17 protein-coding genes and 5 tRNA genes are annotated in these 22,169 nt (G+C 40.5%); 1 reads left to right on the top strand and 21 read right to left on the bottom strand.

The annotated features are described in order from the left end of the window. Positions 1-8: 8 nt before the first annotated feature. From NYG85_RS08210 to NYG85_RS08285, 16 genes are all read right to left on the bottom strand, one after another. The gene (locus NYG85_RS08210) at positions 9-2,564 is read right to left on the bottom strand and encodes a bifunctional aconitate hydratase 2/2-methylisocitrate dehydratase (RefSeq protein ID WP_284938008.1); all 2,556 of its coding nucleotides are present in this window, start codon (positions 2,562-2,564) and stop codon (positions 9-11) included. Positions 2,565-2,662: 98 nt separating this feature from the next. Next, positions 2,663-7,171 (bottom strand): DNA-directed RNA polymerase subunit beta', encoded by a 4,509-nt coding sequence (gene rpoC, locus NYG85_RS08215; RefSeq protein ID WP_284938009.1) that lies wholly within the window; start codon positions 7,169-7,171, stop codon positions 2,663-2,665. Next, positions 7,164-11,303 carry a DNA-directed RNA polymerase subunit beta gene (gene rpoB, locus NYG85_RS08220; RefSeq protein WP_284938010.1) on the bottom strand — a complete coding sequence of 1,380 codons (4,140 nt, stop codon included), beginning with the start codon at positions 11,301-11,303 and terminating at the stop codon, positions 7,164-7,166. Before rpoB ends, rpoC begins: the two co-directional genes overlap by 8 nt. Before the next feature lie 111 nt (positions 11,304-11,414). Beyond that, entirely contained in the window at positions 11,415-11,789 is a 375-nt protein-coding gene (rplL, locus tag NYG85_RS08225) for a 50S ribosomal protein L7/L12 (RefSeq protein WP_169763433.1), read from the bottom strand. Positions 11,790-11,804: 15 nt separating this feature from the next. Beyond that, on the bottom strand, positions 11,805-12,290 hold the full coding sequence (gene rplJ, locus NYG85_RS08230; protein ID WP_284938011.1) for a 50S ribosomal protein L10: 486 nt from the start codon (positions 12,288-12,290) through the stop codon (positions 11,805-11,807). 160 nt (positions 12,291-12,450) lie between these two features. Next, positions 12,451-13,152: a 50S ribosomal protein L1 gene (rplA, locus tag NYG85_RS08235; protein WP_284938012.1), complete on the bottom strand. Its 702-nt coding sequence runs from the start codon at positions 13,150-13,152 to the stop codon at positions 12,451-12,453. A 59-nt stretch (positions 13,153-13,211) separates the two neighbouring features. Continuing rightward, complete coding sequence (rplK, locus tag NYG85_RS08240) at positions 13,212-13,637, bottom strand: 50S ribosomal protein L11 (RefSeq protein WP_284938013.1); 426 nt, start codon at positions 13,635-13,637, stop codon at positions 13,212-13,214. An 11-nt stretch (positions 13,638-13,648) separates the two neighbouring features. Continuing rightward, a complete protein-coding gene (gene nusG / locus NYG85_RS08245; protein WP_284938014.1) occupies positions 13,649-14,179 on the bottom strand; it encodes a transcription termination/antitermination protein NusG in 531 nt (176 codons plus the stop codon). Positions 14,180-14,188: 9 nt separating this feature from the next. Beyond that, positions 14,189-14,368: a preprotein translocase subunit SecE gene (secE, locus tag NYG85_RS08250; RefSeq protein ID WP_284938015.1), complete on the bottom strand. Its 180-nt coding sequence runs from the start codon at positions 14,366-14,368 to the stop codon at positions 14,189-14,191. Positions 14,369-14,383: 15 nt separating this feature from the next. Beyond that, positions 14,384-14,459, bottom strand: a tRNA-Trp gene (locus NYG85_RS08255). A gap of 15 nt (positions 14,460-14,474) precedes the next feature. Continuing rightward, complete coding sequence (gene rpmG / locus NYG85_RS08260; RefSeq protein WP_284938016.1) at positions 14,475-14,648, bottom strand: 50S ribosomal protein L33; 174 nt, start codon at positions 14,646-14,648, stop codon at positions 14,475-14,477. A 43-nt stretch (positions 14,649-14,691) separates the two neighbouring features. After that, a complete protein-coding gene (tuf, locus tag NYG85_RS08265; protein WP_284938017.1) occupies positions 14,692-15,891 on the bottom strand; it encodes an elongation factor Tu in 1,200 nt (399 codons plus the stop codon). A gap of 72 nt (positions 15,892-15,963) precedes the next feature. Continuing rightward, positions 15,964-16,038 (bottom strand) — tRNA-Thr (locus NYG85_RS08270). A gap of 123 nt (positions 16,039-16,161) precedes the next feature. Next, positions 16,162-16,238, bottom strand: a tRNA-Gly gene (locus tag NYG85_RS08275). Between the two features lie 6 nt (positions 16,239-16,244). Continuing rightward, positions 16,245-16,329 (bottom strand) — tRNA-Tyr (locus NYG85_RS08280). A 55-nt stretch (positions 16,330-16,384) separates the two neighbouring features. Next, positions 16,385-16,460: transfer RNA gene (locus NYG85_RS08285), tRNA-Thr, on the bottom strand. Positions 16,461-16,597: 137 nt separating this feature from the next. Here NYG85_RS08285 and NYG85_RS08290 point away from each other — a divergent pair. Further along, complete coding sequence (locus NYG85_RS08290; RefSeq protein ID WP_284938018.1) at positions 16,598-16,834, top strand: hypothetical protein; 237 nt, start codon at positions 16,598-16,600, stop codon at positions 16,832-16,834. On the opposite strand, the gene NYG85_RS08295 is transcribed toward NYG85_RS08290, so the two are convergent. Genes NYG85_RS08295 through NYG85_RS08315 form a run of 5 tightly spaced genes read right to left on the bottom strand, consistent with a single transcriptional unit; the run spans position 16,831 to position 22,168 of the window. After that, positions 16,831-17,466, bottom strand: coding sequence for a transglutaminase-like cysteine peptidase (locus tag NYG85_RS08295; protein ID WP_284938019.1), 636 nt, complete (start codon positions 17,464-17,466; stop codon positions 16,831-16,833). The genes NYG85_RS08290 and NYG85_RS08295 overlap by 4 nt on opposite strands. Continuing rightward, on the bottom strand, positions 17,459-18,076 hold the full coding sequence (locus tag NYG85_RS08300; RefSeq protein WP_284938020.1) for a response regulator transcription factor: 618 nt from the start codon (positions 18,074-18,076) through the stop codon (positions 17,459-17,461). Before NYG85_RS08300 ends, NYG85_RS08295 begins: the two co-directional genes overlap by 8 nt. Beyond that, positions 18,073-18,594 (bottom strand): DUF5416 family protein, encoded by a 522-nt coding sequence (locus tag NYG85_RS08305; protein ID WP_284938021.1) that lies wholly within the window; start codon positions 18,592-18,594, stop codon positions 18,073-18,075. The genes NYG85_RS08300 and NYG85_RS08305 overlap by 4 nt, the downstream gene beginning before the upstream one ends. Next, entirely contained in the window at positions 18,594-20,030 is a 1,437-nt protein-coding gene (locus NYG85_RS08310; protein ID WP_284938022.1) for an HlyD family type I secretion periplasmic adaptor subunit, read from the bottom strand. Before NYG85_RS08310 ends, NYG85_RS08305 begins: the two co-directional genes overlap by 1 nt. Then, the gene (locus NYG85_RS08315; protein ID WP_284938023.1) at positions 20,030-22,168 is read right to left on the bottom strand and encodes a type I secretion system permease/ATPase; all 2,139 of its coding nucleotides are present in this window, start codon (positions 22,166-22,168) and stop codon (positions 20,030-20,032) included. Before NYG85_RS08315 ends, NYG85_RS08310 begins: the two co-directional genes overlap by 1 nt. Position 22,169 lies beyond the last annotated feature (1 nt).

Below are 22,169 nucleotides of genomic sequence, written 5' to 3' on the forward strand. Positions count from 1 at the left end.
TAACAAATTTATAACGAAAACTCGCTTAGTTCGTTAAAATTTAGATACTGATAAATTTTATCCGTTTTATTATTTATTGTATTTTTAATAATCTCAAAATACTCACTAGCACTTGGAATTCGCCCCAAAATCGCACAAACAGCGGCAAGTTCGGCGCTGCCTAGATAGACCTTTGCGCCCATACCCATTCGGTTGTCAAAATTCCTTGTTGAAGTTGAAAAGACCACGGCGTTATCGGCAACTCTCGCTTGATTACCCATACAAAGCGAACAGCCCGGCACCTCAATCCTAGCCCCAGCCGCCCCAAACACCGAGTAGTAGCCCTCGCTAGTTAGCTTATCTTTATCCATTTTCGTTGGTGGCACGACCCAGAGGCGAGTTTTTAGCTGACCCTTATCACGAAGCACCTCGCCAAGCGCCCTGTAATGCCCGATATTTGTCATACAGCTACCCACAAAGACCTCATCAATGTTTTTAGGACGCCCATCATCGCTTAAAATTTCAGATAGCGTTGCAACATCGTCAGGGTCGTTTGGACAGGCTAGGATTGGCTCGGTTATATCATCTAGATTTATCTCAATTGTATAGGCGTATTTTGCGTTTTTATCAGCCTTTAAAAGGGTCGGATTTTTAAGCCACTCGCTCATCTTTTCACGGCGTCTTTTTAGCGTGTTTGCGTCGTTATAACCAGCCTTTATCATCTCATCAATTAGCGTGATATTTGATTTTATGTATTCAATAACTGGTTCGGTATTTAAGGCAATGGCACAAGCAGCAGCCGAACGCTCGGCACTTGCATCACTAAGCTCAAAAGCTTGTTCTACTTTTAAATCACTAAGCCCTTCAATCTCTAAAATTCGCCCTGCAAAGACATTTTTTTTACCCTTTTTATCAACCGATAAAAGCCCCTGTTTTATGGCGTAGTAAGGTATGGCATTTACCAAATCCCTAAGTGTTATGCCCTCTTTTAAATTCCCACTAAAACGCACCAGCACGGATTCTGGCATATTTAGTGGCATAGACCCAAGCACCGCTGCAAACGCCACAAGACCACTGCCAGCTGGGAAGCTAATGCCAATAGGAAAGCGTGTGTGGCTATCGCCACCAGTGCCAACGGAGTCTGGTAAAACCATACGATTTAGCCACGAGTGTATGACGCCATCCCCCGGCTTTAAGCTAACGCCACCACGTGAGTTTATAAATTTTGGCAGAGTTTTGTGTAAAATCGCATCGCTTGGCTTTGGATAAGCAGCGGTGTGGCAAAAGCTTTGAAGCACAAAATCAGCACCAAATCCAAGACTAGCAAGCTCTTTTATCTCGTCCCTTGTCATTGGGCCAGTGGTATCTTGGCTGCCAACGGTTAGAGTTAAAGGCTCACAATACTGCCCAGCCCTAATGCCACTTACGCCACACGCCTTGCCGACCATTTTTTGAGCCAAGGTAAATCCGCTCTCATCGTCAGCCAAAACGTCGGCATTTTTTATAAAAATATCACTTACAGGCTCTAAATTTAGCGCCTCTCTTGCCTTTTGTGTAAGAGCCTTGCCTATCATCAAAGTCGTCCTGCCACCAGCTCTTAGCTCATCAGTTATCGTATTTGGCGTGAGTTTAAAGGTGCTAACGACCTTGCCGTCCTTTAAAATTTCGCCCCTAAAAGGCAAAATTTCAATCTCATCGCCCATATTAAGCAAACTAACATCAGCCACAATCGGCAAGGCACCGCTATCTTGTGCTGTGTTAAAAAATATCGGAGCGATAGTCGTGCCAATGACCACGCCACCGGTTTTTTTATTTGGCACACCATTTATCTCATCGCCAAAATGCCACTGGATTGAGTTTATGCCACTTTTTCTGCTTGAACCAGTGCCAACGACATCGCCAACATAAACAAGTGCTAAACCACGCTCTTTAAGCTCTTTGATTTTGCTAAGAGCGTCTGGGAGGCGATTTTTAAGCATTGCATTTGCGTGAAGTGGTATGTCTGAGCGAGTAAAGGCGTCGCCTGCTGGGCTTAAATCATCGGTGTTTGTTTCGCCACTGACCTTAAAAACAACGGCTTTTATACGCTCATTTAGCGGTTTTTTAGCCTTAAACCAATCGGCATTTGCCCACGATTTTAAAATTTCAAGTGCGAATTCATTGTGCTTTGAAAGCTCTAAAATTTCATCAAAATAGCTATGGACAAAAATGGTGTTTTTAAGTGCGTTGCAAGCCTCGCTTGCTACGTTTTTATCGGCATTTTGCAGGGCTGAGATTAGCACGATGACATTGTATCCGCCAAGCATAGTTGATAACATTTTAATGGCTGTGATTTTATCAATACCAGAAATTTTTAACTCGTGGTTTATAATTTCGTTTAAAAACTCAGCCTTGATTTTCGCACTCTCATCAATGCCCGGATTTATGCGAGTGGCTAGAATTTTAATAAGCTCATCTTGGTTTTTATCGTTTTGTTTTAGTAGATTTACTAGCTCTTTTGTCTGTGTTTCATTTAACGCAAGTGGCGGCACACCAAGTGCTTTTCGCTCATCTACGTGAATTTTATACTCATCTAAAAAGCTCATTTTTAACCCCTTTTTCTAAAAATGAGCTATGGTAGCAAAATTTTAATTAATCTAAGGTTTGATTTTTATTTTAAAATCAAAAAAGGGGTAAATACCCCTTAAAGTGATTTAATCTTAACCTCGTGATCTTTGTAAAGTCCAGTGCCAACAGGTATCATACGACCTAAAATCACGTTTTCTTTTAGATCTTCTAGGTAGTCAAATTTAGCAGCGATTGATGCTTCGGTTAGAACCTTTGTCGTTTCTTGAAACGATGCTGCTGAGATGACGCTATCAGAGCCAATAGCAGCACGAGTAACGCCTAAGAGTATCGGCTCAGCAATGGCTGGCTCGCCACCAATTCGCATAATTTTCTCGTTTTCTTCTTTAAATTTCGCACGTGAAATCATATCGCCAACGATGAAATTTGTATTACCGCTATCAACGATTTTAACCTGTCTTAGCATTTGAGATACGATAATCTCAATGTGCTTATCAGCAATGGCAACGCCTTGGCGGCGATAAACTTGCTGAATTTCACTGATTAGGTAGTAGTGAAGTGCTTTCTCGCCTAGAATTCTTAAAATATCGTGGCTTGAAATAAGTCCGTCTGTTAGCTTCTCACCAGCGTGGACAAACTCGCCGTTTCTTACCTGAATTTGGCGTGTTTTATCAATTAGATACTCAGCACTTGTGCCATCTTCTGCTTCAATAATGATTCTCTCTTTTGCACGAAGTGGCTTATCAAATCTAACAACGCCGTCAATCTCAGCTACAATAGCCGTATTTTTAGGGCGTCTAGCCTCAAATAGCTCAGAAACTCGTGGCAGACCGCCGGTGATATCTTTTGATTTTGCGACCGCTTTTGGAGTTTTAGCCAAAATATCAGCCTGTGCCACGCTCGCTCCATCATTAACGAAAATCGCCGTTTTTGGGTCAAGCTGATAACGGATAAGTCCGCCGTTTGGAGTGGCAACGATGATTGTTGGTTTAACACCGCTTGGCAGGTATTCATTAATAACCAAACGGCTCTGACCAGTCGCCTCATCAAACTGCTCAGAGGCGCTATAACCGGGCTCAACATCTTCAAAGCTAACCACGCCAGCCTCTTCGGCTATGATTGGGGTTGAGTATGGATCCCACTCTGCGATGACTAGTTTATCGCTACTTTCTGGTAGGGCAATGACTGATTTTGCAGTTACGCTCTCGTTATCATCAAGCTGGATTATAGAATTTCTAGGTATGTAGTGGCGGATAGCCTCTCTGCCATCCTTGTCTGAAACCACGACAAATAAGCCCTTTTGCTCTACTTTGTAGCCCTTTTTAATCTCTTTAATACGCTCTAAATAGTCGCCTTTTAGGATAAAGAATTTTATCACACCCTCGGCATTTGCTGTAATTTTTTGCGTTACTGGCTCGCCGTCTGTGATTTTAAGCTCACTTGCAAATGGGATACGATTTGGCACATTCCAGCCCTCTTTTATCACTTCAACGATACTCTCATTTTCGCTAACGCTATCGCCACTTGCATAAGGTATATAAAGTTTGCCCTCAATCTTACCGCTAACACCAGCTAGTTCGTTTGGCTTGGCTAAATCGCCACGTCTAAGAGTGTATTTGGCTTCATCTTTTTTGCCCTTAATTACGATATTTATATCCTCGTGAGCGATCTCAATCTCAATTTTGCCGCTAAATGGTGCTTTGATTTTTGGCTCAACTAAAAGCACGGCTGCACTTCTTCGGTTTGCTACAATCATCTTGCCACCATTTTCGTAGGTGTTTAGGTTGTAATAGCGTATAAAACCCTCTTTTGTGGCTACAACTTGGCGGTCTTGTTGCTCTGTTGAAGCGGTGCCACCGATGTGAAACGTTCTTAGCGTTAGCTGGGTGCCCGGCTCGCCAATTGACTGGGCTGAGATGATACCAACAGCCTCGCCCGGCTTAACAAGTTTGCCCTCGCCAAGGTTTATGCCATAGCACTTAGCACAAACGCCCTTTGCAGCCTTGCAGGTAATTGGCGTTCTAATGCTTACGGCTTTTATGCCACTCTCGCTTAGCACTCTTGCCTTTTCTTCATCAATTAGTGTGCCTTCGCTAAATAAAATTTCATTTGTAATCGGGTCAATCACATCATCGGCTAAAACCCTGCCTAAAACTCGCTCTTCAAGGCTCTCAATCAACTCGCCGTTTTCTGTAATCTCGGTAATCTCAACGCCCTCGTGAGTGCCACAATCGTGCATTGTAACCTTAACGTTTTGTGCGACATCAATTAATTTACGTGTTAGATAACCAGCGTTTGCCGTTTTTAAAGCCGTATCAGCAAGACCCTTTCTAGCGCCGTGAGTTGAGATGAAATACTCCATCATATTTAGCCCCTCGCGGAAGTTTGAAACGATTGGGGTTTCAATGATTGAGCCATCTGGTTTTGCCATAAGACCACGCATACCGGCTAGCTGTCTAATTTGAGCAGCCGAGCCCCTAGCACCAGAGTCAGCCATCATATAAATTGAGTTAAATCCGCCCTTGTCGTTTTGAACAAGCTTCATCATCTCACTAGCAACGGTGTTGTTTGTATCTGTCCAAATATCAACGATTTTGTTGTATCTTTCGCTATCTGTTAGCAAACCGCCGCCATATTGTTTTTGAATTTCACGCACCTTTTTCTTTGCTTCATCAATGTACTTTTGCTTGTTTTCAGGCACGATAATATCGGCGATTGATATTGAAATTCCAGCCTTTGTAGCGTAGCGGAAGCCTAAATTTTTAAGCTTATCTAAAAATTCAGCCGTAACTTCAAGTCCGCCATTTTTATAAACGTAATCAACAAGTGCTGAAATGTCCTTTTTCTTCATAACCTTATTCCATAAATTTTCAGGGACAAAATCAGGTATGATTGAGCGTAAAATCAAGCGTCCAGCAGTCGTAAATATCGTGTGACCATCAACTATCGTCTTAATCTTAGCGTGAAGTCCTAGCGAGTGTGCCTCTTCTGCTATCATAACCTCATCAACTGATGCAAAAATTTTATTTGCACCAATCTCATCTGTTCGCTCCAAGCTTAGGTAGTAAATTCCTAAAACCATATCCTGGCTAGGCACGGTTATAGCTTTACCACTTGCTGGTAAAAGGATATTCATCGAGCTAAGCATTAAAATTTTACACTCAGCAATAGCCTCTTGTGATAGTGGCACGTGAACAGCCATTTGGTCGCCGTCAAAGTCGGCGTTAAATGCGGCACAAACTAGCGGATGAAGTTGTATTGCCTTACCTTCAACTAGCACTGGGTGAAAGGCTTGGATTGAAAGCTTGTGAAGCGTTGGGGCGCGGTTTAGCATAACTGGGTGATCCTTAACCACCTCTTCAAGACACTCCCAAACTTCGTTTGTTTTATCTTCAATCATCTTTTTAGCTTGTTTAACGGTCGTTGCGTAACCTTTCTCTTCAAGACGTGCTAAAAGGTGCGGTTTAAATAGCTCTAACGCCATTTTTTTAGGCAGACCGCACTGATCCATTCTAAGTCTTGGGCCAACAACGATAACCGAACGACCAGAGAAATCCACACGCTTACCTAGTAGGTTTTGGCGGAAGCGACCCTGCTTACCTTTAATAATCTCTGAAAGTGATTTAAGCGGGCGTTTGTTTGCACCTTTTACGGCATTGGCACGGCGACCATTGTCAAACAACGCATCAACGGCTTCTTGAAGCATACGCTTTTCATTTCTAATAATAATCTCTGGCGCGTCAAGCTCCATTAGCCTTTTTAAACGACTATTTCTGTTTATCACACGGCGATACAAGTCATTAACATCAGAAACTGCAAATTTACCGCCGTCAAGGCTAACAAGCGGTCTTAAATCTGGTGGTAAAACTGGCAGGTTTGTAATCATCATCCACTCAGGGCGGTTACCTGAATTTAAGAAACTCTCAATGATTTTTAGGCGTTTTACGATAGTTTTTTTCTTTGCTTCTGAATTTGTTGATGCCATTTCATCTTTTAGCGTTACTAAAATTTCAGTCAAATCAAGCTCTGCAAGCATATCGTGAATGACCTCGCCACCCATTTTTGCCACAAATCCGTTATTTTCGTATCTTGATGCTAAAAGCTGATACTGCTCCTCGTTCAAAACATCATATTTTTCAACCTTTTTTGAGTTTTCATTATCATAAAACGCTTCGCCCGGGCTCTCAACAATATACGCCTCGTAATAAAGCACACGCTCTAAATCTTTCATTTTTATACCAAGAAGTGTGCCGATACGTGAAGGCATAGAATTTACATACCAAATGTGAGCTACTGGCGTAACAAGCTCAATATGCCCCATACGTGAGCGGCGAACCTTTGAGCTAGTAACTTCAACACCGCATTTCTCGCACTTAATGCCTTTATAACGCATTTTTTTGTATTTACCACAAAGGCACTCATAATCCCTAACTGGACCAAAAATTTTAGCACAAAATAGTCCGTCACGCTCTGGCTTTAAGGTGCGGTAGTTTATGGTTTCAGGCTTTTTAACCTCGCCATAACTCCACGACTTTATCCGCTCTGGACTAGCTAAACGAAGCTGAAATGCTTCAAAATCACGAGGTCTTTGCTCTTCTTTTATCTCAATAGGTTTTAAATTATTCATTTGTTTCGTCCTCATCGTATATCTCAACATCAAGTGCTAGTGATTTTAGCTCGTTTGTTAAAACAAAGAAGGTTTCTGGAATTCCGGTCTCTGGCACGTTTTCGCCACGAGTTAGGGCTTTATAAGCCGATAAACGTCCCTCAACATCATCTGATTTAACGGTAAGCATCTCACGAAGCGTGTGGGCAGCACCATAAGCCTCTAATGCCCAAACCTCCATCTCTCCAAATCTCTGACCACCAAATAGTGCCTTACCGCCGACTGGCTGTTGTGTTACAAGACTGTATGGGCCGGTTGAGCGGGCGTGGACTTTTTCATCAACAAGGTGGTGAAGTTTAAGCATATACATACAACCAACATTTACTCTCTCTCTTATTTTTGAGCCAGTCCTGCCGTCATAAAGCTCTGTTTTGCCGTCGCTGTCAATCTTAGCCATTTCAAATAGCTTTGCAAACTCATCTGGTTTAACGCCCTCAAAAATCGGCGTGGCAAACCTAACGCCCTTGCTCCAATCCCTTGCGTATTCAATAAGCTTCTCATCGCTCATATCTTTTAGGGCTTTTTTTGCGTCCATTAGCTTTGAAACGCTTGCAATTTCTATCATCTTAGTGCGTAAATTTTTAACCCACTCGCCCTTTTTGCTCTCAAAAATTTCAGCGATTTGCTCGCCCAAACGATAGCCAACAAGTCCAAGGTGGCTCTCTAAAATTTGACCGATATTCATACGGCTTGGCACGCCTAGCGGATTTAAAACGATATCAACAATCTGTCCGCTTGGCAAATAAGGCATATCAACCTCTGGGACGATGTTTGAAACGATGCCTTTATTGCCGTGGCGACCAGCCATTTTATCGCCGACTTTTAATTTGCGTTTTGTGGCGATATAGACCTTAACAAGCTTTACAACACCGCTTGGTAAAATGTCATCTTTGCCTAAAATTTCAATCTTAACATCGTGCTCTTCTTTTAGCTTTTTCTTTTCGTTTTGAAAGTGGTTTTTTATCTCATCGTATCTTTTTTGGATATCTTTTGAGAAGCCCTTTGCGATAGAATTTAGCGTAAAGCGGTTGATGTTTTCAAACTCATCTTTATCAATAAATGAGCCTTTTTTGTATTCGTTTTTACCGATTGTTTGGGCTGTGCTTAGCGGGTTTTTAGATAAAAGTGCAGTAACTTTTAGCATCTCTTCACGATCTAGCATTAAAAGCCTGTCGTGGTGCTCTTTTTCAAGCTCTGCCTTCTCCTCTTCGTAGGCTTTATGTGTTCTATTATCTTTCTCATAGCCCTTTTTGGTGAAAATTTTAACATCAACAACAACGCCTTCTAACGAAGCTGTGGCGTAGAGTGATTTATTTACCACGTGTCCGGCTTTTTCGCCAAAAATAGCACGTAAAAGACGCTCTTCTGGCGTAGGCTTAACCTCGCCTTTTGGCGAAACCTTACCGACTAAGATCATACCAGGTTTTACTTCTGTGCCAATCTTAATAATACCGCTCTCATCAAGGTGCATAAGCTCCTCTTCTTTGACATTTGGTATATCTTTTGTAATCTCTTCAACGCCGTCTTTTAGCTCACGCGCTTCAATCTCTTTTTCATAAATATGAACGCTAGTAAATGCGTCTTCACGGATCATCTTTTCGTTAATTACAATGGCGTCCTCGTAGTTATAGCCATTCCACGGCATAAATGCGATTAGGGCGTTTTTGCCGATTGCTAACTCGCCACGCTCCATACTTGGACCATCAGCGATAATCTGATTTTTTTCTACAAATTCTCCCTTTCTAACGATAGGATGTTGAGAGAATGTGGTGTTTTGGTTTGTGCGTAAATTTTTCTCCAACGAGTAGTGGTCTATAAATGGACCAGCTTCATCTTCGCCAAGAATGAATATATTTTTATTATCTACCTTTTCAACCATACCAGCACGCTTTGCCTTAACACTCTCCCAAGCATCGCGAGCGATAACACTCTCCATACCAGTGCCTACAATCGGTGCTGTGGCTTGTAGTAGCGGCACGGCTTGGCGTTGCATATTTGAGCCCATTAAAGCGCGGTTTGCGTCATCGTGCTCTAAAAACGGGATAAGAGAGGCTGCAACACCAGCTATCATACCAGAACAAAGGTCAATTAATGTAACGTCTTCACGGCGCGCAAGAACCATTTCGCCCTCACGCCTAACTTCTAGCAAATCCTCAACGATATAACCCTTCTCATCAAGCTTGGTTGAGGCTGGGGCGATGACGTTGTTTTCTTCTTGTGTTGCGGTTAGATAGACGATTTCGTTTGTCACCTTGCCCTCAACGACCTTTTTATAAGGCGCTTCAACAAAACCTAAATCATTTACCTTTGCGTAGGTTGAAAGGGTGTTGATAAGACCGATATTTTGACCCTCTGGCGTCTCAACTGGGCAAATTCGTCCGTAGTGAGTAGGATGGACGTCACGCACCTCAAAACCAGCCCTTTCTTTAACCAAACCGCCGTCGCCAAGTGCTGAAAGGCGGCGTTTGTGAGTAACTTCGCTTAACGGATTAGTTTGGTCCATAAACTGACTTAGCTGGCCGCCGGTGAAAAATTCCATTATTGTCGCTGTTATCATCTTTGGATTGATTAAATCGTAAGGCATAACTTCATCAATGTTGTTACTTAGGGCTGTGAATTTATCACGAATCGCCTTTTGCATTTTAACAAAGCCAAGGTGAAGTTCGTTTGCTAAAAGTTCGCCAATAGAGCGAATTCGGCGGTTGCCTAAGTGATCTCTATCATCAATATGCCCCTGTCCATTTTTAACTTTAATTAGATATTTTGCAGTTTTAATAATATCTTCATTTGTAAGAACGCTTACATATTCAGGGATTTCAAGGGCTAGTTTGTGATTCATTTTCATACGACCTACGTTTGTTAAATCGTATCTTTCTGGGTTAAAGAAAATGTCATTTACAAACGCCTTTGCCGCCTCTTTAACGACTGGCTCGCCCGGACGCATAACCTTGTAAATTCTAATAGCAGATAGGTCATTTTCATCATCAATGCCCTCGGTTTGCTTTAAAATTTTTAGCGGTTCAGCGTCGGCAATAAATGAGTTAATAATCGCATCATCAACGCCAAGTGCCGAGTTGTTTATAATCTCAATCTCTTTGTAGTCGTTTAGAATTTTAACCAAGCGATTCTCATCAAGCTGAGCAAGGGTGTCATAAACGACCTCGCCACTTTCATTGTCTATTAATGGACTTGCTAGATAGCGATTTACGAGTGCTTCGGCTGGGTATTCAACCATACTTACGCCATCTTCTATAAATTTATCCGCTTTTTTCTTAGTAAGGCGTTTTCCAGCTTGGTGGATTACGTTGCCGTTTTCATCTTTGATATCATACTCAACCCTGCCGATATAATCATCTGGATTAAAGGCGGTTAAGAATTTATTGTTTTTGACATATATCGTTTGGATAGGATAAAATAGTTTAATAATATCTTGTTTTTTATATCCTAATGCTCTAAAAAGTATCGTTACTGGCACTTTTCGGCGTTTATTAATACGCACATAAAGCACATCTTTTGTGTCGTATTCAAAGTATAGCCAAGAGCCACGATCTGGTATAATTTGAGCGGTGTAGATTAGTTTATTTACGACCGTTGCACTCTCTTCTTGTTTGAAAATAACGCCCGGACTTCTGTGAAGTTGATTTACGACAACACGCTCAACGCCGTTTATTATAAATGAAATTCTATCCGTCATAAGTGGAATTTCACGGATGAAAATTTCTTGTTCTTTTATATCTTTTACGCCGATTTTTTCGCCAGTTTTTTCATCTTTTTCGTGAACTATTAGGCGAATTTTCATCTTTAAATTTACAGAGTAAGTAAGACCCCGCTCAATGCACTCTCTGATTGTGTATTTTGGCTTACCAATCTCTGAGCTGACATACTCTAAGCTTAGGCGGTTTTGGGCATCGTGAATGGGAAATATTGATTTAAAAACTTTTTCTATGCCACTCTCTGATTGTGAATTATCTAAATTTAAGAAGTTATCAAAGCTCTTTTTTTGTAATTGTAATAAATTTGGGACGTCTATCTCTTTAACAACATTTGAGAAATCAACTCTTAGGCGATTTCCCGAGTATAAGCTATTTAACATTGCATCTACCTCGTGGTAATTTTGAAAGAAAAGTATTGAGCCTTATTAAAGGCATCTAAATTTAAAAAAGAGAGGACACCAGCCCTCTCTACAAATTTCATAAAAATGAAATTATTTAAGCTCGACTTTTGCACCAGCTTCTTCAAGCTCTTTTTTAGCTGCTTCTGCTTCGTCTTTGCTAATGCCCTCTTTAAGAACAGAAGGAGTTTGCTCAACTGCATCTTTTGCCTCTTTAAGACCAAGACCAGTAAGAGCTCTAACAACTTTAATAACGTTGATTTTCTTATCGCCACCATCAAGTAGCACAACGTTAAATTCAGTCTTCTCCTCAGCTGCCTCAGCCGCTGCACCACCGCCAACACCAGCTACCATTACAGGAGCTGCACTAACGCCAAATTTCTCTTCAAACTCTTTTACAAGTTCTGAAAGTTCTAATACTGAAAGATTAGAGATAAACTCTAATACATCTGCTTTTGTAATTGCCATTTTATTATCCTTTTATTATGCTGATTGTTCTTTTTTCTCTTTAAGCGCATTTAATCCAATTGTGAAATTTTGAATTGGCGCATTCCAAACCTGCAAAAGCATTGCAATAAGCTCATCGCGACTTGGCATTTTAGATAGAGCTTTAACCTTCTCAACGCTCGCAACTTCGCCGTCAATGTAAGCTGTTTTGATTTTAAAGAAATCTTGATTTGTCTCTTCAAATTTAGCAACAACTTTTGTTACATTTAACTGATCTTCGCCCCAAACGTAGATGTTTGTATCTTTAAGATCCATACCCTCTTTTTCAACGTTTTTAAGAGCGATTTTAGCCAAAGTGTTTTTAACAACTTGAACTTTAACACCTTGTTCTCTTGCTGCGTTTCTTAAAACTTCAAGTTTTTTCACGCTAAGACCACGATAATCACAAACAACAATAGCTTGTGCTTCTTTAAACTCGGCTTGTAGTTTGGCTATAACTTCTGATTTTTCGTTACGTGTCAATTTCTCTCCTTTCCGACCAGTGATTTCAAGCAGAGCGAGTCGGCTCAATTAAGTCAAAAGACCTCCGCTATCTCTAATCTAAGATAAAATTTTAAGCTCCGCTAAGCTCAAACTTTTACCTTAGAATTTAAATTTTGAGCCATTTTTAGGCTCAAAATTTTTATTTTAAATCCATAACTTCTTGTGTATCAAGTGACACAGAAGGGCTCATTGTCAAAGATAAAGCCGCATTTTTTACATATCTGCCCTTTGCAGCAGCTGGTTTGTGCTTGTTTATGGCTTTGATAAAGGCTGAGATGTTTTCGCTCAACTGCTCTTTGCTAAAACTTACCTTGCCAAGTCCAGCGTGGATATTGCCCTGTTTATCAACCCTGAAATTTACCTGACCGCTTTTTGCGTTATTTACCGCTTGTGCAACATCCATTGTAACGGTGCCAGTTTTTGGGTTTGGCATTAAGCCTTTTGGACCAAGGATACGACCAACTTTACCAACTAGACCCATTAAATTTGGAGTGGCAATTAAAACATCAAAATTTATAACGCCCTTTGCAATATCATCAACCAAATCATCGCTACCAACAATATCAGCACCAGCATTTTTAGCCTCATCAGCCTTTGCGTCCTTTGCTATAACAGCAACACGAACCTTCTTGCCTGTGCCAGCTGGTAAAATAACAGAGCCACGAACCATTTGGTCAGCGTGTCTTGGATCAACGTTAAGTTTAAGTGCTATCTCAACGGTTTCGTCAAATTTTGCTGACTTTAATGTTTTTACCGCATCAATGCCTTCGCTAATGCTGTAAATTTTATTCTCATCTATCTTTTTTAATAACTCTTGAAATCTTTTAGTAGTTTTTCCCATCAATATCTCCGCATATAAAGTGCTTCCGCCTTCTGAAATTCAGCCCGGCGGTAAGGGCATTAGTCTATAACTTCGACACCCATTGAACGAGCAGAACCAGCTATAATCTTAGCAGCCTGCTCTTTATCAGTTGTGTTTAAATCAACGATTTTTCTCTCAACTATCTCTAAAATTTGAGCTTTTGTGATTTTGCCAACCTTGTTTTTCAAAGGATTATCAGTGCCTTTTGAAATTCCAGCTGCCTTTTTGATTAAATCAGTCGCTGGTGGTTGCTTTGTGATAAATGTAAAGCTTCTATCGGCATAAACAGTGATAACAACAGGAATATTAAAACCTGCCATATCTTTTGTTCTCTCGTTAAATGCTTTACAAAATTCCATAATATTAACGCCTTGCTGACCAAGAGCTGGACCAACAGGTGGGCTTGGATTTGCTTTTGTTGCAGCAATTTGCAATTTTATTTCGCCTATAACTTTCTTAGCCATAAACTATCTCCTTAAATTATCTTCTCAACTTGTGAATACAAAATATCAACAGGCGTGCTTCTACCAAAGATTGAAACATTTAGTCTAAGCTTACCATGAACCATATCATACTCCTCTACGATACCAGTAAAGTTCGCAAAAGGACCATCTATTATACGCACGCTCTCGCCATCCTCAAAGTAAATTTTCGGCTTAGGAGCGGCACGTTTTTGCACCTTCTCTAAAATCGTGTTTATATCTTTATCCGTTAAAGGCGTCGGCTTTTTTGACTCGCCAATAAATCTACCAACCTTTGGCAAAGACTGAATTTTATGCCATAAAGCTGTGTCAAGATCAAGATTAGCAAAAGCGTAACCGGGATAAAGAGTTCTCTCGTTTATCTTTTGTTTTCCGTTTTTTATCTCAATAACATCTTCGGTAGGGACTATAACCTCTTTTAGCTGCTCTTCTATGCCGTGGTCTTTAACCAAATTTTCAATGGCTCTTTTAACTGCCATCTCGCTACCAGCATAGGTTTGAATAGCATACCATTTATGTGCCATATCTACCCCTTATATCAACTTTGAAAGACTAAAAGACATAATAGCATCAACCAAAGCTAAAAACAACGATACGACCAAAACAACTATAAAAACGGTAATAAAAGCATTTCTAATCTGCTCTTTTGTAGGAAAGATAACCTTTAAAATTTCAACCTTAGAAAGCCTTAAATAATTTATAAATTTTTCCATTTTTAACCTTAATCGTGGCAGGGCAAGAGGGATTCGAACCCCCAACCATTGGATTTGGAATCCAGCGCTCTACCGTTGGAGCTATTGCCCTAATGGTATTAGCCCACTAGCTTTTTAGCTTAACTTCTTTATGCACGGTGTGCTTTTTAAGTCTTGGACAATATTTGTTTAACTCTAATTTTTCTGTCGTAGTCTTGCTATTTTTTGTTGTAGTGTAGTTTATATCGCCACACTCAGCACATTTTAGCCCTACTTTAACTCTACTATTACTTTTTGCCATAAATTTCCTTGTAAAAAGGCGGGTTGCCCCGCCAAAATTTTAATTACGCTAGTATCTTAGAAACAACGCCTGAACCAACTGTTCTACCACCCTCACGGATCGCAAAACGTGTGCCTTCTTCAAGAGCGATTGGAGCGATTAGCTCAACGGTGATTTTTAGGTTATCGCCAGGCATAACCATCTCTGTGCCCTCTGGCAATGTGATTGAGCCTGTAACGTCTGTTGTTCTAACATAGAATTGTGGTCTATAATTGTTAAAGAACGGAGTATGGCGACCGCCTTCGTCTTTTGTTAGAATATACACTTCGCCCTCAAATTTTGTGTGAGGCGTGATTGATTTTGGCTTAGCAAGAACCATACCACGCTCAACGTCTTCTTTTTTAGTGCCTCTTAAAAGAACACCAACGTTGTCGCCAGCTTCGCCTTGATCCATCTCTTTTCTAAACATCTCAACGCCAGTAACTGTTGTTGTTTGAGTATCTCTGATACCTACGATCTCAATTGTGTCACCAACTTTTACAACGCCTTTTTCAATTCTACCTGTAACAACCGTTCCACGACCAGAGATTGAGAAAACGTCCTCAATTGGCATAAGAAGGTCTTTATCAGTAGCACGAACTGGTGTTGGGATATAGCTATCAACAGCAGCCATAAGGTCAAGAACTTTTGCTGACCATTCGCCGTCTGTGCCGGCTTTTGCTTCGTTAAGTGCTTGAAGAGCTGAACCTGAAATAATAGGTGTGTCATCGCCTGGGAAGTCATAAGTGCTTAAAAGCTCTCTGATTTCCATTTCAACTAGCTCTAAAAGCTCAGCGTCATCAACCATATCAGCTTTGTTCATAAATACAACGATGTATGGGACGCCAACTTGGCGAGATAGTAGAATGTGCTCTCTTGTTTGTGGCATTGGGCCGTCAGCTGCTGAAACAACTAGGATAGCACCGTCCATTTGAGCAGCACCAGTAATCATATTTTTAACGTAGTCTGCGTGACCTGGGCAATCCACGTGTGCATAGTGGCGATTTTCTGTTTCATACTCAATGTGTGAAGTAGCGATAGTAATACCGCGCTCTTTCTCTTCTGGTGCGTTGTCTATGTTGTCATAGTCTTTAAGCTCAGCAAGACCTTTTCTTGAAAGAACAGCAGAAATAGCAGCTGTCAAAGTAGTTTTACCGTGGTCAACGTGACCAATGGTTCCGATATTTACGTGTGGCTTGTTGCGTGAAAATTTTTCTTTAGCCATCTTGTCCTCCATTATAATATGTGACTTAAACTAAAAAATTTGTATTTTTATGACTTTAATCGTATAAACCAGTGGAGCTCATAGCGGGACTTGAACCCGCGACCTCTTCCTTACCAAGGAAGTGCTCTACCTCTGAGCCATATGAGCATAACAACTCTTGGCAGAGACGATATATAGCGATAACAATACAAATTCAACTAATTACGGATAAAACTGAAATGCAGATAAAACATACCATACAGCTCCCAGTTTAGTATCCAAAACCTTTTTTGGAGCGGGAAACGGGGCTCGAACCCGCGACCCTCAGCTTGGAAGGCTGATGCTCTAGCCAACTGAGCTACTCCCGCAATAGCTGGTGGTGAGACGTGGATTCGAACCACGGAAGACATAGTCAGCAGATTTACAGTCTGCCCTCGTTGGCCGCTTGAGTATCTCACCCTTTTAACATTAAAAATATTGCTTGGTATTTCTGGTCAAACACTGTTACAAAAAATGGAGCTGGTGAACGGAATCGAACCGCCGACCTACTGCTTACAAGGCAGTAGCTCTACCATCTGAGCTACACCAGCACCGATAATTGAAAGTGCGATTATATCTCAAATAAAAATAAATGTCAAGGTTTTTTATAAAATTTCTTAATTTTATTTTGTTTTAAAATTTTGAGTTTTATAATTACAGCTAAATTTAACTCACAAGGGATTTTAAAATGGGAATTTTGCCGTGGATAGTCATCATTTTGCTCGTTTTTGTCATCTACTCTTTGATGATAAGATACGAAAAAAAGATTGAAAAAATCACAAAAATCATCGAAACAAACAGCGAAAATATCCAAGAAAATAGAAAACTCATTGAGCAAAATCGCAGTTTGATTGAGAAAAACAAGCTAAGTATTGAAAAAAATACTCAAAATTTAACGAAAATTGATGTTGATTTAGAGGATTAACGCCAAAATTTCTCTACTTTTTCTTTTTGAAGTAGGCTTTCGTAGGTTTGCATTCTGATATTTAGTGGCTCTAAAATTTTGCCATTATTTTTTAGTTTGTAATATTTTGCGTCCATTAGGCAGTAAAGTGGCTCTAAATCGTATCGTTTTGATAGCGGCAGGACACGAAAGCTAAGATTATCAAGGATGACTGGCTCATCGCCCTGCCTTTGCCAAAGGGCTAAGACCATATGGTATCCGCCCTTACTAATTAGCTTCTCTTTTACCACCAAAAGGCAGGTTTTGCTATTTACACCTAAATCTTTTAGGCTCTCTTTTTTGCTGATTGCATACTCTTCGCAGTCGCCACCAGCACTCCGTAAAAACTCGCCTCTCGTGCTCCAAACATCAACGTTTTTGTTATAAAAATCATCGTATCTTGGTTTGATTGTATTAATGTAAGAATTTACAAGCTCAATCTTACGCCAGTCGCTCTGGGTTTGCGTTTTTTTCATAAAATTTGCGTAGTGATTTAGGACATTTTTGCAAATTTCATTACTCCCGCACCTCGCTAAATTTTCATTTGAAAGCTCATAGGTGGCTGAGTTTAACGCCACCACGAGCAAAAAAAGGTAGATGAGAATTCTAACCATTTTGTTGCATTAAAAGCACCAAGCCTATCCTGTCTTTTACCCCGACCTTGTTGTAAATCGCCGTTGTGTGAGCCTTAACGGTGCGTAGCGTAATACCTGAAATTTCGGCTATTTCTTTATTTGTGTAGCCCTTTTTTATAAGGTTTGCGATCTCTTTTTCTCTGTTGCTTAGCTCGCCAAAAGCACTGCTCTGCTCGGCTAAATTTTCGCTATTTTGTGTAATCTGGCTAATCATCTGCTGGATAAACTCTGGATAGAGCCAAACCTGACCGCTTTTGATTGTTTTTAGGGCGTCTTTGAAGTGAATCTCTTGCATATGTGAGTTGGCATAGCCTTTAATGCCAAGTGCTAACGCAAACTTACCCTCGTTGAAATTTGGCTCGTTTGAAAGGATTAAAATTTTAGCATTTGCATTTTCGTTAAAAATGGCACTAATTGTAGCACTAAGCTCGCTAACGACGCTTAATTCAACGCCTACGATACACTCCTTTGTGTTTCGTAAAAGCTTAAAAAATTCGCTCTTGTTTGTTAAAATTTGCACGTCATCTAGCTTGTAGCTTAGCCACAAATTATAAAGTGAGTTGTTTTGAGTAAATAAAATCGTTTTCATATTTGATCCTTTTTGCTTACTTTAAGCCTTTTTGTAAATACCAAATCCGCATCGGCGTAGACAAAAATCGTCCTATCACTGCTAAATTCGGTGCTAAAATACTCATATTTTATCGTGGATAAAAATCCGTTAATGTCGCTATCTTTTGCGATAATATCAAGCCTAATCTCAATCCCGCCGTCTGAGATTGAGTATTTATATGGCTTTGATAAATTTAAAAGTCCAGCGTCAAAACTCAGCCTATCAAGGCTCTCATCATATCCACGAACGATGAGCCTAATAACACTAATGTCTGCTAAATGGCTAAAATTTTCATCAATAATTAGCGTATTTTTATCTTCATTCGCCCCTAAAAGCTCGTGAAAATTCTTAGTCGTGTCGCTAAAAATAAGCTCCTTTATGTCGCTATTTAGCACGTCAGAACAAATTCCATCATCAACTAAAATCATATCATAATCATCAAGTTTTTTGATGAAATATGCGTCAAAATTTTTGCTATACGTTGCAACACTACTCATTATCGCTCCGTTAAGGCGTTGTTTTTTGCCTTTAAAATCGGCTTTAAAAGATAATCTAAAATTGTCTTTTTGCCAGTGATAATGTCGGCACTTACTATCATACCGACCTTGATACGAAGCGGTTTTTGCTCGTTGCCAAGATAGTTTTTATCGGTTTCAACCCTGATTAGATAGTAGCTCTCGCCAGTTTTCTCATCGGTTTGAGTATCGGCTGAAATTTGCGTAACCTTGCCGTGAAGTCCGCCATAAATGCTAAAATCGTAAGCTGTAAATTTCACAACAGCGTCAAGTCCGGGGCGTAAAAAGGCAACATCGGCTGGTTTTACCTTAACTTCGGCAACTAGCTTATCTTCAAGCGGGACGATCTCAGCTATGCTCTCGCCAGGCTTAATAACGCCAGAGATTGTATGCACCATAAGCTTGCTAACAATACCATTTACTGGGCTTCTAACAAATGTCCGCTCAACCCTGTCGCTTAGATTTATTTGAGATTCGTTTATACGAGCCATCTCGCCTGAAACTTCGTTTAGCTCACGTTTTGCGTTATTTTTAAAGGCGAGTTTTGTCTCTGAAATTTTATTTTTTACCTCTTTTATGGTTGAGTCAATCCTTGGCACCGATAGCCTAGCAGCGTCAAGCTCGCCTTTTAGGTCGTTTAGTCGCCTTTGAAGCTGTAAAAACTCAACCTCGCTTACAAGCCCTTTTTTAAAGAGTGGCTCCATAATATCACGCTCTTTTAGGGCTAGTGAGTAGCTGCCCTGAGTTTGTGAAATTTTACTTCTAAGCTCGTTTAGCTCGCTCTCTCTTTGGCGAAGTTGCTCGTTTAAAATTCTCACTTGCTCATCAAGCTGGGCAATGTTTGAGTTGTGTAGGCTTAGCTCATACATTATGGCTTTGCTGTTGTTTGAATCGCGCTTTTCATCAAAGGCAAACGGTTCATCGTTGGCTTCGGCATTTAGGCGTAGGAATTTTGCTTGAAGCTCTTCAAGTCTTAGCTGTGACTCGCCGTAGCTACTTGAAAAATTCTTATTATCTATCTTTAAAATGACTTGGTCTTTTTTGACCTCATCGCCCTCTTTTACTAAAATTTGCTCAACAATACCGCCTTCTAAATTTTGCACGGCTTGGTTTTTGCCAGAGGGGATAATCTTACCGCTACCACGAGTAATCTCATCAATCTGAGCAAAACTTGCCCAAACCAAAAGCCAAGCCACGGTTACGACAATGGCGTATAAAATTTTACGCGAATTTGAAGGGGCTTTTGCCAAAACCGCTTCTGAAAGGCTTGACATAAAGCGAATGTCGTAAGCGTCGTAGTTTTTGTTTTTTAACGCCGTTCGTATATTTTTTGTGTTAGCGTAAATTTCATTACTCACGCTCTCTTGGGTGCTGATATCAAGTGGGGTTTTTTCTAAATTTTCTGTGTTGTTTTGCATTAATTGCCCCCTAGTTTTTTAAGGACTTCGTTTTTCTCGCCGTCAATTAAAATTTTGCCGTTATCAACGACAATTAGCCTATCAACCAAATCAAGCATTGAGGTCTTGTGAGTAACTAAAATCATCGTTTTACCGCCTAAATTTGCCTTTAAATTCGCTTTTAGCCTGTTTTCAACGGTGTTATCAAGCGAGTTTGTCGGCTCATCAAGCAAAATAATCGGACTATCAAGCAAAAACGCCCTAGCAAGCGCTATGCTCTGCCTTTGACCGCCACTAATGCCGTCCCCACGCTCTAAAACCGGCATATCAAAGCCAAGCGGGTGCATATTGACATACTCATCTACACCGCTAATCTTTGAGGCACGAATGATTTGCATATCATCAGCATATGGTGCTTTTTGCACGATATTTTCACGCACGGTGCCTTTAAAAAGCAAGATATCTTGTGGCACGTAGCCGATATTTCGGCGTAAGTCGGCTGGGTCAATCTGATTTATATCAATACCATCAATTAAAACCGAGCCTTCGGTTGGGGCATAAAGCCCTAGGATTAGCTTTTGAATCGTCGTTTTGCCAGAGCCATTTCTGCCAATAATGCCTACTTTTTCGCCAGCGTTTATCGTGAAATTTACCCTATCAAGCGAGCCTTTAACGGTTTCTGGGTAGGTAAAGCTCACGTTTTTAAACTCAATCTTGCCTAAGAATGAATTTCTACGCACGAATTTCTTGCCATCTGGGCGTTCAACCGACATATTCATTATGTTATCCACGCTTTGATAGGCTGTTTTTGTCTGTTCGTAGTTTGAGATTAGGGCTGCAACCTGTCCCATTGGTGCAATAGCACGACTTGAAAGAATAACAACTGCAATAAGCCCACCCATTGTAAGCTCTGTATCTTTTATCATATAAACACCAGCTACGACGATAGCGATTGTGTTTAGCTGGATTAAAAAGGCTGTAACGGTGTTTATTGAGGTCGTTATCATCTTTGATTTTATGCTTCTGTTTGAAATCTCGCCAGTCGCCTCCTCCCAGCTCCACTGGACGTGCCCGCTAGCACCCATTGTCTTTATCGTTTCAAGGGCGTTTAGGCTCTCAATTAAAATTCCATTCTTTGCTGCACTTGCTTCAAAGGTGCTTTTTATGGCGTTTTGAAGTGGATTTTTGATTGAAAATGTATAGATTAAGATTATAAACATTATCACAATCGGAGCAAAAACTAGGTAGCTACCGATAAAATAAACGGTGAGTAGGAAAATCACGGCAAATGGCAGATCCACAATGGCAGCAAGCGAGGCTGATGAGAAGAAATTTCTAATCGTGTCAAACTCTTTTAAATTACTTGCAAATGAGCCTACTGATTTTGGCTTGTTTGATAACTTCATATCCATAACACGCTCAAAAATCATTGAGCTCATTATGATATCGCTCTTTTTGCCAGCAATTTCAAGAAAATATGAGCGGACAAATTTTAAGAAAAAGTCAATCAAATAAACGACTAAAACGCCAATGGCTAAGACCCAGAGCGTTTCAACGGAGTTGTTTGGCACGACCCTGTCATAGACATTCATCGTAAAAAGCGGACTTGCTAAAACGAATAAATTTATAATCAAACTCGCTAAAACAACATCAATGTAAATTTTCTTTGATTTTTTAAGTGTGCCCCAAAACCAATGCTCTTTTGTATTTTCAAGCAGATGAGAGGCGTTTTGCTCATCGGGCGCAAACTCACGCTTTAAATAGTAAGCGTAGCCTAGATACTCATCTTTTAGCTTCTCAATATCAATCACGCTCTCGCCATTTGGAATTTCTGGCGTGATGATATTTGCACTTTTGCCGTCGCTACTTATGCTTTGTAAAATACAAGCCCTTTTGCCACGAAGCATCAAAATGCAGGGCAAAACAAGAGGCGAAATTTCATCAATCTGCTTTTTAATAAGAGTGGATGCAAATCCAGCTCTCATCGCCGCTCGTGAAAATAGCGACTTTGAGCCATTAAGCGAAAACAGCTCAACGCTCTCGCCCTCTTCAACAGGCAAACCAATCGTTAAAGCGTCCGCTGTGTAGGGGTTATTGTGAAGTTTAGTAAAGATTACTAAACACTCTAAGAGTTGGTCTTTTTTATCTACTTGTGCCATA

This window comes from Campylobacter gastrosuis (assembly GCF_030249845.1).
GTDB classification, from domain to species: Bacteria; Campylobacterota; Campylobacteria; order Campylobacterales; family Campylobacteraceae; genus Campylobacter_A; species Campylobacter_A gastrosuis.